Below are 13,842 nucleotides of genomic sequence, written 5' to 3'. Positions count from 1 at the left end.
TATCACATCGATTTGCAAATTCAATCGTGGTCTATGTGACTTCCCGATTGGACTATGCCATCTAAGCCGTCATTCCATTTATCGGTTCAAATGCGTGGCCAATTCGGCTCAAACGCAGGTTTTTTGGCGCCTGAAAATTGCCGCCCCCCCTTCAATTCAATGGGTTACCAGCCCAACGTTTCTTTCAGGAAAGGGATCGTCAATTTTCGTTGAGCCTGCAAGGAAGCCTGATCGAGCTGCTCGAGCAACTCGAATAAAGCGCTCATGCTACGCGTGCCACGGGTGAGGATGAAATGCCCCACCTCGTCGGTGAGATGCAGGCCGCGACGCGATGCGCGCAATTGCAAGGCGCGCAGCTTGTCCTCGTCGGACAGCGGGCGCATCTGGAAGATCAGCGCCAGGGTCAGACGCGACTTGAGGTCAGCCAGCTTGATCGGAAGTTCACGTGGGGAAGTCGAGGCGGCAATCAATAAACGCCGACCACTGTCACGCAGGCGGTTGAACAGGTGAAACAGCGCCTCTTCCCAGTCCGCCTTGCCGGCGATCGCTTGCAGATCGTCCAGGCACACCAGCTCGTATTGCTCGAGGTGGTCGAAGATGCCGATACCACGGTCCATCAACTCAGCCAGGGGCAGGTAAACCGCCGGCTCGCCCATCTGCTCGAAACGCAGGCACGCGGCCTGCAACAGGTGAGTACGCCCTACGCCGTGCTTGCCCCACAGATAGATCAGGCTTTCGGTCCACCCGGCGTCGGCTTCGCAGAGCCGCTCGACATAGCCGAGTGCAGCGGCATTGGCGCCTGGGTAGTAGTTGATAAAGGTGGCGTCATCACGCAGACGCACACCCAAGGGCAGCTGAATCGGTTTCATGCTGACTGAACGGCTCCAAACGAACCGTTAGTGGCCTCTGTGAAAAGTTTGCAAAGTTTATACCCGTGACGCCGGGCGCACAATGCAGCAGACCACAAGCAAAATCAAAGGTTTGCGTTAACTTGTTGGATTTGCGCAGATTGTTTGGCGCTGCTGCTCCAGAAACAACAAACCCGGCCAGGACCGGGTTTGTTACGAAGCGGTTACAGCTCGGGGTCTACAACGCCGGTGTACACATCCGAATCCTTGTACAGATCGTGCATATGGCGCACCAGCACCATGATCACTGCCGCCACCGGCAGTGCCATCAGGATGCCGGTAAACCCGAACAGCTCACCGCCCGCCAGGATCGCAAAGATCACCGCCACCGGGTGCAGACCAATCCGGTCGCCCACCAGCAACGGCGTGAGCACCATGCCTTCCAGCGCCTGGCCGACCATGAACACCGCGACAATCCCCAGCATCGGGTACAGGTCGCCGCCAAACTGGAACAGCCCGGCCACCAGCGCCGCGCCGATACCGATCACAAAGCCCATGTACGGCACGATAGCGGCCAGGCCGGCGATCAGGCCGATCAATAGGCCCAGCTCCAGACCGATCGCCATCAAGCCGCCAGCATAGATGATGCCCAGCGCCAGCATCACCAGCAGTTGGCCACGCACAAACGCGCCCAACACCTCATGGCACTCGCCTGCCAGGGAAACAATGCGCTCCTCACGATCGCGCGGCAGCAGGCTGCGGATCTTGGCCATCATAATGTCCCAGTCGCGCAGCAGGTAGAACGCCACCACCGGGATCAGCACTAGGTTGGTCAACCAACCAATCAGCGCCAGGCTGGATGCAGTTGCCTGGCTGAGGATGACACCGACGATATCGGTGGTCTGGCCCATGTGTTCGCTGATGGCCGCCTTGATCTTGTCGAACTTCCAGAAGCCGTCCGACAGCCCGAGCTTGGCCTGGGCCCACGGCACCGCCGTGTGCTGCAGCCAATCGAGCATCTGCGGCGCCAGTTCATACAAGCGATACAACTGCTTGGCCAGCATTGGCAACAACACCAACACCAATGCCGTGATGATCAAGGTAAACAGCGCAAACACTGCCACTACCCCCAAGGTACGCGACAAGCCAGCCTTTTCCAGGCGATCCACCATGGGATCGAACAGGTACGCGAGCAGCAACGCAACCAGGAACGGCGTCAGGATCGAATGCAGCAGAAACACAAATACACACAGCAGGACAATCCCGCCAAGCCACACCCAACGACGCGTATCCGCCATAAACCACTCCATCTATATAAAGAAGAAAACTACTACCAACGAAAACGCAGCTGCGCTTGAGGCTCAGGTGCAGCAACAGGTTGAGTGCTATCTGCCACAGGCTGCTGGACCGGTGCTTCACTGGCAGGAATCTCCTGCAATTTAGCCAGGCTCAACTGGGTACGTAACTGATCGGCACTGCCGTTGACGCGGTACACGATGCGATCGCCATCCACCCGTTGGGGCTGGCCACCAAAGGGCTCAAGCAGATGACCCAGCGCGGCGTAACGCTCAAGGGTCATGCCTTGCACTTCCAGCAATTGCTCGGTGCTCACGCCAGGCTTGACCGCAAAACGCGGCGCCAATTTCTGGCTGACCGCCAGCATCACCGCATCGGCCACGGCAGCCGTGTCGGCACCTTGCGCCGTGCCCTGTTCGCTCTTGTCGCCCAACCACAGGCGCCATTTGGCCTGCCATTGGCTGCCTTCCTGACGCGCATGCACGGCCAGCAGAGCGTCGGCGCCGTAACGTTCGGAGGCGGCGCGCAACGGTGTGGCATCGGCACTTTCCAAGTTCGGCACGGTGGCGACCACCTGCTCATCCAGGTCACCCAGCGGTAGACGCAACGGCAGGCCACGGTGTTGCGCAGCGCGGCGCAGCGCCTGTGCGACGGTCTGGCCATCGCCTACCAGGCTGCTGCCTCCAGTAGAATCGTTCAACCACCAACCGAGGATCGAGGGGCGATTGCTGCCCCAAATCGACAGGCCCGCATCGCGCAAAGCGCGGTCAGTACTGACCGGATCAAAATCCACTTGCAGGCTTTCCGGCGGGCCAGCGTCGTACCCATATTGCGTGATGATTTGTTGCGGATCCTTGCGAATCGCCGCCAGGCCCGGGCCTTCGGCGGCCTTGGCGTCACCAGTCAGGCGGATCACCATGGTTTGCACGGCACGCTGGGTAGCCTGGTCGCGCTCTTGCGGGGACTGGCTGCTGACGGGCTCAAGTACTTGATAAAGGCCATTGAGTGTTTCGGCATGACTCGCCAGGCTGACCAACGACAAGCAGCCTACAAAGAAGAAGTTACACAGACGCATGGAAGATTCCCGAACGACAAATTTAGCGGCTGCAACAGGCCGCGTGAACTCGGTTTGGCAAGGCTGTGACCACAGCCACCGGTAAAACATTCACAGGGTCATGGCAGTTTTTGTACTGTCATAACAACAGCGGGTTAAAGGCTATACCTTAATACGTACCGAAGCAGAGCCGATTAGCATTTTTTTAACCTGCTTTTTTGACCTATATGGCCCTGCCCGTCGGCCCGAGGATGGCCGCTGCCCCTCAAGCCTGATAAAATCGCGCGCCTTCGCAGACCGTCAACGGCTGGGCCTTTTACCAAAAGCGCCTGCCCGCTCGGTCGTTACCCCTGAATCCCCCCTAAAGGCCTGGATCATGAGCAAGCAACCCTCCCTGAGCTACAAGGACGCCGGTGTAGACATCGACGCCGGTGAAGCATTGGTCGAACGCATCAAGAGCGTCGCCAAGCGCACTGCGCGCCCCGAAGTCATGGGCGGCCTGGGCGGTTTTGGCGCCCTCTGCGAAATCCCGGCCGGCTACAAGCAGCCTGTACTGGTTTCCGGCACCGACGGCGTGGGCACCAAGCTGCGCCTGGCGCTGAACCTGAACAAGCACGACAGCATCGGCATCGACCTGGTTGCCATGTGCGTCAACGACCTGGTGGTGTGCGGCGCTGAGCCCTTGTTCTTCCTGGATTACTACGCGACCGGCAAGCTCAATGTCGAAACCGCGACCCAGGTGGTGACCGGCATCGGCGCTGGTTGCGAACTGTCGGGCTGCTCTCTGGTTGGCGGCGAAACCGCTGAGATGCCAGGCATGTACGAAGGCGAAGACTACGACCTGGCCGGCTTCTGCGTCGGCGTTGTAGAAAAAGCCGAAATCATCGACGGCTCCAAAGTGGCTGCCGGTGATGCCCTGCTGGCCCTGCCATCCTCCGGCCCGCACTCCAACGGCTACTCGCTGATCCGCAAGATCATCGAAGTGTCCGGCGCCGACATCGAGAACATCCAGCTCGACGGCAAGCCGCTGACCGACCTGCTGATGGCCCCTACGCGCATCTACGTCAAGCCACTGCTCAAGCTGATCAAGGACACTGGCGCAGTCAAAGCCATGGCCCACATCACTGGCGGCGGTTTGCTGGACAACATCCCGCGCGTCCTGCCAAAAGGCGCCCAGGCGATCGTCGACGTGGCCAGCTGGCAGCGTCCTGCGGTCTTCGACTGGCTGCAAGAGAAAGGCAACGTCGATGAAACCGAAATGCACCGCGTGCTGAACTGCGGCGTGGGCATGGTTATTTGCGTGGCTCAAGAGCACGTTGAAAGCGCGCTGAACGTGCTGCGTGAAGCCGGCGAGCAGCCTTGGGTTATCGGCCAGATCGCCACCGCCCCAGAAGGCGCGGCACAGGTTGAACTGAAGAACCTCAAGGCTCACTGATGCCTCAGACCTGTGATGTCGTGGTGCTGCTTTCCGGCACCGGCAGTAACTTGCAGGCCCTGATCGACAGCACGCGCACCGGCGACAGCACGGTGCGCATCGCTGCGGTGATCTCCAACCGCAGCGACGCCTATGGCCTGCAACGCGCCAGGGACGCGGGTATCGACACCCGCGCCTTGGATCACACGGCTTTCGAAGGTCGCGAGGCCTTTGATAGCGCCTTGATCGAACTGATTGACGCCTTCAACCCCAAACTCGTGGTACTGGCCGGCTTCATGCGCATCCTCAGCGCTGATTTCGTAAGGCATTACGAAGGGCGGCTGCTGAATATCCACCCTTCCCTGCTGCCCAAGTACAAAGGCATGCACACGCACCAGCGTGCGCTCGATGCCGGCGACAGCGAGCATGGCTGCAGCGTGCACTTCGTCACCGAGGAACTCGATGGCGGGCCTCTGGTCGTACAGGCAGTGGTTCCGGTAGAGTCTGACGACTCGGCGCAGAGCCTTGCGCAACGGGTTCACACCCAGGAACACAGGATTTACCCACTGGCCGTTCGCTGGTTTGCCGAAGGTCGGTTGATTCTTGGCGACCAGGGTGCATTATTGGACGGTCAGTTACTCGCGGCCAGCGGCCACTTGATTCGAACCTAGGAGATTTTATGCGTCGCGCCTTGCTCTTCGCTTTTGCGCTGTTCGCCTTGCCTGCCGTGCAAGCAGCAGACCTTCACCCCTTCTCCGCCAGCTACACCGCTGACTGGAAACAGTTGCCCATGAGTGGTTCGGCAGAACGCAGCCTGACCAAGAACAGCGACGGCACCTGGACCTTGAACTTCAAGGCCTCCATGATGATCGCCAGCCTGACCGAAACCAGTGTGATCGTGTTCGACAAGGACACCCTGCAACCGAAGAGCTACACCTTCGAACGCGGCGGCCTGGGTAAGGCGAAGAAGATCAATCTGGATTTCGACCAATCCGCCAAGAAAGTTACCGGTTTTGAAAACAAAGACCCGGTCAACGTCACCCTTGAAAGTGGCATGCTCGACAAGTCGACTTACCAGCTCGCCCTCCAGCGTGACGTGGCTGCCGGCAAGAAAAGCATGAGCTACCGTGTGGTCGAAGGCACGGACGTCGATACCTATGACTTCCGCGTCATCGGCCCTGAAAAGGTCCAGACCAAGGTAGGCGCCATCGACGCGATCAAGGTCGAGCGTGTGCGCGACCCGTCGCAGAGCAAGCGCATCACCCAGATGTGGTTTGCCAAGGACGAGGGCGGCATCCTGGTTGCCCTGCGCCAGGTTGAGACCGACGGCAAGGAATACAACATCATGCTGCAGGACGGCACCGTTGACGGTAAGGCTGTCAAAGGTAGCTGATAGGCTGATGAGCTGAAAAAGTAGCCTCGCTGAATGCGAGGCTTTTTTTCGCCTGCAGGTTTTGGGCTGGACGTTCTACCGCTATCGCTGGCTTGCTCGCGAAGGTGGCGGAGGATCAACACAAGATAAACGCCCCCTCAAACATGAAACTTTTGTCATAAAACTCAGGCGCCTGCGACGCAATGTCACGGTTTATGGGGCCTGTAGCAATGTTGCGTTTTGTGCACTGAATTGTTGCGGGCAAAACCGGTTTACTTAGCAAGCTAACAAAACATATAAAAGAGGCCTGCGACGACTTGCCGCAGATCAACCAGAGATTGGAGCAAGCAGATGACTGTAAAAGTAACTGAACGCGACGATGCACACATGTCTCATGAAGCACTGGGCCATGGGATTCACATCTGGGATGTCCATCAACAAGACCAACTGGTCGGCATGTTCCACAACGAGAACGAAGCCCACAATTATAAAAACGAGCTCGAAACTCTTGAGATGAAACGCCAGGCACAAAGCTCCTGAAACGCTGATATCACGTAGACGCCCGGCCCCACGCAGCCGGGCCGCCTCCACAAAAAAACCGCCCGATGCGCGGTTTTTTGCGTTTTAGAAGCCGCTATGTCCCTACACGACTGTGCAATCGTACAAAAGCAGACATAACTTACACAGTCACAGTCCAGGTAATGCACGCCATTCCAAGCCCCCCTGAACTGGCCTGTTCCAGACGCCTCCAGGCCATGTCACAGCCTATCCCTGACCGCAATATTTGCCGGCAAGTCACGCCCTCCGACCGCTTGAATAAACGGTTGCGAAAAAAGCGTAACAAAAAATAGACATTTGTTAATAATTCTCGATACCATTCGCACGCTTTTCACCCAGGACCGCGGATAAGGAATTCGACTTCATGCATGGCCACAACAGCACGCCGGAAAAATTACTGCTTGAGCGCTGGGGTGAAGCACTGGCCACGCCGCAATTCCTCGCCAATCACATCAGCCTTGATGCACTGATCAACACGCTGGCGCCCGCCGCCGAACGCAGTTTCCAACGTCTGATCCAGGCACTGTTTCGTGAAGGCCTGCTGGACCCCAACACTCGCACCTATGACGAACGCGGCCACTGCTGGCTGGCACTGCCTGACCAAACCCGCCTGCGCTTCGATCACCTGCGCCCCGGCCGTATGGGCAGTTGGGACCTGCGTGGCCAGGTCACGCTGCTACGTAATGACCAGACCGAGCAGAACATTCAATTCCCGTCGCAATTACTGACGCTGCTTAACAACAGCCTCGAATCATCGGCCGACCTGAACGTCTTGAGCCGTCTCAATACCGAAATCGATGACAGCTTTGTCAACGACACGCTATGCCTTGCCTTTCACGCGCAGTGGACACTCAAGCTGCACGCAGCAATGGACCCGGCCCATCAGCACAATCTGCTCAGCCACCTCAAGAACGATGCGAGTGTGACCAACGCTACGTCCGTGCTTGAACAATGGGGCACGCTGGGCCACCCATGGCACCCCAACTACAAGACCAAGTTGGGCTTGGCTACCGACCAGGTGATTGATTTCTCACCGGAGTTCGAAGCGCGCTTCCCGGTATTCCTTTGCGCGCTCCACCGCCAATATGCCCATGTCGAAGTATTGGCCGATACCGCAGATTACTGGCAGTGGTGGCAACAGCATTTTCCACAGGCAGCCCTGCAGTTGACCGCAGCGCTTGCAGCGCAGGGGCTTGAGGCGGCTGAGTACCTACCGCTGCCTGCTCACCCTTGGCAGGCACGCCAGGAGCTACCGCAACTGTTCGCCAACGAAATCGGTGACAAGCTGCTGGTGCTGACCGATATCGTCGCGTTTACCGCCCACCCGACCATGTCGTTCAGGACCGTGCTGCCTGAAGGCAGCCGCGACGCGCCGATGGTCAAACTCCCGGTCTCACTACGGCTGACCAGTGTGCAACGAACTGTTTCGCCACGCTCGGCGCGCATGGGCCCGCGAATCAGCCAGTTGCTGCTGACGATCCTTGAGCGCGAGCCCGCAATTCAGCGAATCCTGCGCATCGTCCCCGAGCGGATCGGCGTGCATTTCAAACCCCAACCGGCCAATGATGAGCACTCCCGTCACCTCGCCGTTCTCTACCGCGACAACCCGCAGAGCCTGCTCCAACCGGGCGAAATGGCTGTGCCGGTGGGCAGCCTGTTTGCCATCGACCAGCACGGCCAGCCGCTGCTGAGGCAATGGGTACGCCTGAGCAAAGGCCTGGAGGACGCCGATGCCATGCTTGCGTTCTTTCGCGACTATGCCGCGATCGCCGTACCGGCACTGTTGGGCATGTACCTGCGCTATGGCGTTGCCTTCGAGGCCCACCAGCAGAACGCCTTCATGGTCATGGCCGCAGACGGCCAATTGAACCGCCTGTTGTTGCGTGACTTCGGTGATATTCGAATCGACCGCAAGACCTTGCACGCCCACGGTTTGGATATCGAACTGCACGACCCCAAGATGACGCTGTATGACGACGCGGGCTTTGTACGTGACAAGCTGCTGCACACGGTATTCATGTGCCACCTGGGCGAACTGGTATTGCTCAGTGCCCGCCACTTCGATATCCCCCAGGCGTTACTTTGGAATGAACTGTCGGCCCAAGTCAGCCAGTGTTTCGACGACTTGCGCAGCCAGGTCGAACCACAGCGCTGGGCAACCGAGCGCGAAGCCCTGATGGAGCAGGACTGGCCGGCCAAGTCGTTCATGCGCATGCGCCTGCTGGAAAGCCATGCCGACATCGTCGGGCGGCTGCCCAACCCGCTGAGTGCCGCCGCCAATGGCAGCTAACCACACCGCGCTGCGGCTGCTGGTGGTGATTCAACTGGTGTCGATGGGGGCCATGGAAATGAGCGGCCCCTTCTGGCCCTTGCAGATCCAGAAGCTGCTCGGCGTGGCCAATGCCCAGTACACCGGCCTGCTGTCTTCGCTGGTGTATGCCGGGCCGATGATGGCGGCGATGATCCTGACGCCAATGTGGGGGCGCCTGGGTGACCGTACCGGCCACAAGCCGATGATCATTCGGGCGCTGCTGGCGCTGGCGGTGTGCCAGGCGTTGGCCGCTATCACCTTCGATCCGTGGCTGCTGGTGGCGATCAGGGTGGCGCAAGGCGCGTTGGCCGGCTTTATCGCAGCGGCCCAAGCCTACGCACTGGCCTACTGTGGTGATGGCGGGCGCGGGCACATTCTGGCGCGACTGCAATCGGCAACCGCAGTGGGGTCACTGGCTGGGCCGGTGCTGGGCGGCTGGCTGATGGATATCTCGGGCTTCGCACTGCTGTGCTACAGCGCCACCGCCGTCTGCCTGGTCTGTGCAGTGATCAGCGTGTTCCTGCCCAGCGATGCGCCGCGCTCGCGGCCAACGCGCACGTCCGCCCCCGCCGCACTGCCCAAAGGCTGGCTCGGCGCAATGCTGGGGATCATCGTATTGATTCAGGCTGCCAAGATGATGCCTCAGCCGTTTTACGCCCTCTACGTCGCCGACGTTTTAGACGCACCCGCATGGTTGATCGGCGCCAGCTATGCCGCCAGCGCCCTCACGCTGGCCCTGTCCGCCCCGCTTTGGGGGCGGCTGTTTGACCGACATCAACCGGCACACACGCTGCGCATTATCGAATGGGTCACGTGGTCCTGCGCCTTGACGCTTGCCTTCACGGCGATGGCCAACGAATGGCTGGGCTTCCTCGCCAGCCGGTTGCTGTGGGGCGTATGGCAAGGCGCGTTGCTGCCCGTCGCCTACACGTTGATCGCCAATACCGTTGCGCCCAGCCAACAGGGTTTTGCTCTGGGCATGGGCAATAGCGCCGCCAAAGCCGGCGCGCTGTGCGGCGCCTTGATGGGCGGCATCGGCATGGCGATGGTGGGCTTGGCGCACAGCTTTTGGCTGGTCGCGCTCACTTATGCCTTGGCCGCCCTGGGTATTCGCGCAATCCGTTCGCTCACCCGAACACCCGATTCATCCGGTTTTTCTGTCAATACTTCTAATAACTGAAAGGCAAGGTCATGAACAAATTGCAACTGGCAGCCCTGCTGCCCCTGCTCGGATCTATGAGCGGCCCAGCCTGGGCCGATCAAGTTGAAGAAAACCCACCAGCGCCCACCAACCTGCAATTACAGGCAACAGTGGTTTCGGCCACACGCAATGAAACCAGTATTGCGGCGATCCCTGGCTCTGTGCAGGTCATCAGCGAAGACCAGATCCGCCAGCAAACGGGTGCGGGACGCCGGGTTGCGGATATGCTCGGGCAATTGGTGCCGGGCATTGCTCCCTCCAGCGGTGGCATGAGCAACTTCGGCCAGACGCTTCGCGGCCGTAATACGCTGATCCTGATCGATGGTGTGTCCCAGAACGCCACGCGCGACAACTTCCGCCAGCTCAACAGCGTGGCACCGGAAAGCATCGAGCGCATTGAAGTGATATCCGGCGCCAGCAGTGTCTACGGTGCAGGTGCGTCAGGCGGCATCATCAATATCATCACCAAGCGCAACAAAGGTGAAGACCTGGCCTTCAGCAGCAAAATCGGCATGACCGCCGGCAACAACCTCAGCCACAAAGGTTTCTCCTACGAAACATTCCAGAGCGCAACGGGCCGTCAGGGCCCGGTGGACTGGTATGTTTCGGGTAACTACGTACAACGCAACGATCAGTTCGACGGCAACGCAAAGCGCATTCCCCAGGACACGTCCCAGGGCAGCAACATGGACACCGACACCTATGACCTGCAAGGTCGCTTCGGCTACGAGCTGGATGACGACAAGAAGATCAGCCTGTCGCTGCAAGACTACAAGGACGAGCAAGACACCCGTTACACCAAGAACCCACGCATCACCGACACCGCCGTCGCGGTCAAAGGCCTGGACCTGGATGACCAACCCTTCACCCACAACCAGGCGGTCAACCTCAACTACGCCGACAACGATTTCTACGGTCAGGGCTTGCAGGTCGAAAGTTACTGGCGGCGTGCCGACGCGTTGTTCTTCCCGGACCTGTCGCGTGGCCGCGCCGGGGTATCCGACAACAACAGCGTGCAAGATGTTTACGGCCTGCGCGCGGCGATCGATACGCAAATGCCGGACATCGGCCCGGCCACCGGCAACCTCGTCTGGGGCGCTGATTACGACCATGAAACCTCAAGCCAGCGCGGCGACCAATACCGCGTCAACGGCCTGGCCTACACCAAGACCGGCACCACGTTCGAACTCGGCCCCGACATCGCGACCAGCACCAAAGCCATCTTTGGGCAGCTGTCCTACGACATCGATGACTGGACCTTGCGTGGTGGCGTACGCCGCGAGTGGATCGAAAGCGAGGTTTCCGACAGCATCGCTTATGGCGAAATCGTCCAGACCGGCAATCGCGCGATACTGCCCGGTGGCACGCTCAAATACGATGACACCCTCTATAACCTCGGCGCGGTGTATCACCTGAGCGAAAACCAGGATGTGTTCATCAACTTCAGCCAGGGCTTTTCCCTGCCGGATATCCAGCGTTTCCTGCGTGACGTGAACAGCAAATACGACATTCAAAACCTGAATGCCCAAGCGCTGAAGGTCGACAGCTACGAGCTGGGCTGGCGTGGCAATTGGGACAAGTGGCAGGCCAACGTCACAGCGTATGAAAACACCTCGGATGTCACCCAGTTCTATGACGCCAATGATCGTGTACTGCGCCTGATCAATCAGAAAGAGCGTGTGCGCGGTATTGAAACCAGCCTGACGTACAACTTCACCGATCAATGGTCAGTAGGCGGCACTTACGCCTACGCCAAAGGCGAGACCCAGCAGAACGGCAAATGGATCGACCTGCCTGCCACACGCATCTCTCCCGCCAAGACCACCGCCTTTGTCGGCTACGACCGTGGCGACTACAGCCTGCGCCTGCAAGGTATGCGCCTGGCCGACTATGACGCCGCGTTCAAAGACAACAACGGCCGCGACATCAAAGGCTACACGCTGGCTGACCTATTGGGGTCGGTGAGGTTGCCGGTAGGTCGTCTCGAAGGTGCGGTGTACAACCTCACTAACCGCAACTACCAAAACATGTTCGCCCAGGCCAACGCGCGTGCACCGTACCCGAATGCCCAAGGTCGTACCTTCAGCCTGAGTTACGCAGTGGATTGGTGATCGGCTGACGCTACTGGTTAAAACACAAACCCCGCCTTTTGAGCGGGGTTTGTGTTTCTTGGCAGGGGCAAGCCCTTCACCACATGGCTGTTTTTACCGCCTTACCACATCAGGTCATCCGGGATCTGGTAGGCGGCGTAAGGATCATCCTCATCCGGCACTTGGCTTTCGGTGAGGATATTGAGCTGCACGATACGCTCCGGCGCACGCTCCTGGATCTTCAACGCTGCTTCGCGCGGGATCACCTCATAGCTGCCGCCGTGATGCACGATCGCCAGGGAGCCGTTGCTCAGCTTGTTGCGCATCAAGGTGTTGACCGACAGGCGCTTGACCTTCTTGTCATCCACGAAGTTGTAGTAGTCCTCGGTGGTCAGCTTGGGCAGGCGCGAGGTTTCGATCAGTTGCTTGACCTGGGCCGTGCGGGCCTTGGCCTCGGCTTTTTCCTGCTGCTGGCGGTTCAGCTCCTGGTCGCGCTTGATCTTCTCGGCCTTTGCCTCGGCTGCCAGGCGGACCTGGGTGTCGTCAGCCTCGATCTGGCCTTTGTGGACCAGGCGCTGCTGCTTCTGTTTGTCTTTGCCGACCTGCTTGGCCTGCTTTTGGTTGACCAGACCTGCTTTGAGCAACTGATCGCGGAGGGAAATGCTCATGGTGCTTACTCACTTAGGCAGCCGCTCAACCGCAGCTGGACATGTTCTTTTCCTGACGTTTGGCTTCGCCCCACAGGGCGTCCAACTCTTCGAGGGTGCAATCTTCTATGGGACGATGGGTATCGCGCAATGCCTGTTCGATAAATCGGAAACGTCGTTCGAACTTGGCATTGGCGCCACGCAGTGCGGTTTCCGGGTCGACCTTGAGGTGACGGGCCAGGTTGACCGCCGCAAACAGCAGGTCGCCGACCTCATCGGCAATAGCCACCGAGTCGTTATCGGCCATGGCTTCGAGCACTTCATCGAGCTCTTCGCGCACGTTATCCACCACCGGCAATGCTGAAGGCCAATCGAAGCCCACCTGGCTGGCGCGTTTTTGCAACTTGGCGGCACGGGACAGGGCTGGCAAAGCGGCGGGCACATCGTCCAGCAGGGAGAGTTGCTCCGGTGCGTCGGATTTTTCCGCACGCTCCTCGGCCTTGATCTGCTCCCAGCGTTGCTTGATCTGGTCTTCGCTCAGCTGCGGGATATCCAGCGATGCATACAGATCGCCGGTGGGGAATACGTGGGGATGGCGACGGATCAGCTTGCGCGTGATGCTGTCGACCACCCCAGCAAATTCGAAGCGCCCTTCCTCCCGCGCCAACTGGCTGTAATACACCACCTGGAACAATAGGTCGCCCAACTCGCCTTGCAGGTGATCAAAATCGCCGCGCTCGATGGCGTCGGCGACTTCGTAGGCTTCTTCCAGCGTGTGCGGGACAATAGTGGCGTAGGTTTGCTTGATGTCCCACGGGCAGCCGTATTGCGGGTCGCGCAGACGGTTCATCAGGTGCAGCAGGTCATCCAGTGAATACATCAATTTGTGCCTAATCAAAAAGGAACGCCGCTGATCAAGTGTGAGAGCAAGCCCGCTCTTATCAAACAAAAAATAACTCATTGTTTTTGCTCTTAAAATTTAAGCCGCTTTAACCAGCTGCAATCCAAGTTTGCGTGCCTTGCGTTCCAAGGCGCGCATCTGCCGATCACG

12 protein-coding genes are annotated in these 13,842 nt (G+C 59.1%); 7 read left to right on the top strand and 5 right to left on the bottom strand.

Going from position 1 to position 13,842, the window contains the following annotated elements; all coding sequences use genetic code 11:
- Positions 1 to 164 precede the first annotated feature (164 nt).
- The 3 genes from hda to AACY52_RS18355 form a co-directional block, all read right to left on the bottom strand.
- Positions 165 to 869, bottom strand: coding sequence for a DnaA regulatory inactivator Hda (gene hda, locus AACY52_RS18365; RefSeq protein WP_305433881.1), 705 nt, complete (start codon positions 867 to 869; stop codon positions 165 to 167).
- A gap of 203 nt (positions 870 to 1,072) precedes the next feature.
- Positions 1,073 to 2,146: an AI-2E family transporter gene (locus AACY52_RS18360; RefSeq protein WP_339416683.1), complete on the bottom strand. Its 1,074-nt coding sequence runs from the start codon at positions 2,144 to 2,146 to the stop codon at positions 1,073 to 1,075.
- A gap of 32 nt (positions 2,147 to 2,178) precedes the next feature.
- Positions 2,179 to 3,219, bottom strand: coding sequence for a DUF2066 domain-containing protein (locus tag AACY52_RS18355; RefSeq protein WP_339436329.1), 1,041 nt, complete (start codon positions 3,217 to 3,219; stop codon positions 2,179 to 2,181).
- Between the two features lie 355 nt (positions 3,220 to 3,574).
- Between AACY52_RS18355 and purM the strand changes: the two genes are divergently transcribed.
- The 7 genes from purM (at position 3,575) to AACY52_RS18320 (ending at position 12,165) form a co-directional block, all read left to right on the top strand.
- Complete coding sequence (gene purM / locus AACY52_RS18350; RefSeq protein ID WP_314559612.1) at positions 3,575 to 4,633, top strand: phosphoribosylformylglycinamidine cyclo-ligase; 1,059 nt, start codon at positions 3,575 to 3,577, stop codon at positions 4,631 to 4,633.
- Complete coding sequence (gene purN, locus AACY52_RS18345) at positions 4,633 to 5,283, top strand: phosphoribosylglycinamide formyltransferase (RefSeq protein ID WP_339416686.1); 651 nt, start codon at positions 4,633 to 4,635, stop codon at positions 5,281 to 5,283. The genes purM and purN overlap by 1 nt, the downstream gene beginning before the upstream one ends.
- A gap of 8 nt (positions 5,284 to 5,291) precedes the next feature.
- The gene (locus AACY52_RS18340; RefSeq protein WP_339416688.1) at positions 5,292 to 6,005 is read left to right on the top strand and encodes a DUF3108 domain-containing protein; all 714 of its coding nucleotides are present in this window, start codon (positions 5,292 to 5,294) and stop codon (positions 6,003 to 6,005) included.
- Positions 6,006 to 6,335: 330 nt separating this feature from the next.
- Complete coding sequence (locus AACY52_RS18335; RefSeq protein WP_078738442.1) at positions 6,336 to 6,524, top strand: hypothetical protein; 189 nt, start codon at positions 6,336 to 6,338, stop codon at positions 6,522 to 6,524.
- 382 nt (positions 6,525 to 6,906) lie between these two features.
- Entirely contained in the window at positions 6,907 to 8,832 is a 1,926-nt protein-coding gene (locus tag AACY52_RS18330; RefSeq protein ID WP_339416689.1) for an IucA/IucC family protein, read from the top strand.
- A complete protein-coding gene (locus AACY52_RS18325; RefSeq protein ID WP_339416690.1) occupies positions 8,822 to 10,033 on the top strand; it encodes an MFS transporter in 1,212 nt (403 codons plus the stop codon). Before AACY52_RS18330 ends, AACY52_RS18325 begins: the two co-directional genes overlap by 11 nt.
- Positions 10,034 to 10,044: 11 nt before the next feature.
- On the top strand, positions 10,045 to 12,165 hold the full coding sequence (locus AACY52_RS18320) for a TonB-dependent receptor (protein WP_339416691.1): 2,121 nt from the start codon (positions 10,045 to 10,047) through the stop codon (positions 12,163 to 12,165).
- Positions 12,166 to 12,266: 101 nt separating this feature from the next.
- Here the strand turns inward: AACY52_RS18320 and AACY52_RS18315 are convergent, their stop codons facing one another.
- Both AACY52_RS18315 and mazG read right to left on the bottom strand, forming a co-directional pair.
- Positions 12,267 to 12,812 carry a DUF2058 domain-containing protein gene (locus tag AACY52_RS18315; protein ID WP_339416692.1) on the bottom strand — a complete coding sequence of 182 codons (546 nt, stop codon included), beginning with the start codon at positions 12,810 to 12,812 and terminating at the stop codon, positions 12,267 to 12,269.
- 25 nt (positions 12,813 to 12,837) lie between these two features.
- Entirely contained in the window at positions 12,838 to 13,671 is an 834-nt protein-coding gene (mazG, locus tag AACY52_RS18310) for a nucleoside triphosphate pyrophosphohydrolase (protein ID WP_339427397.1), read from the bottom strand.
- Between the last annotated feature and the right edge of the window lie 171 nt (positions 13,672 to 13,842).

The organism is Pseudomonas sp. EA_65y_Pfl1_P113 (assembly GCF_963970525.1).
Lineage (GTDB): Bacteria > Pseudomonadota > Gammaproteobacteria > Pseudomonadales > Pseudomonadaceae > Aquipseudomonas > Aquipseudomonas tritici.
This window is presented reverse-complemented; position numbering and strand designations above follow the sequence as displayed.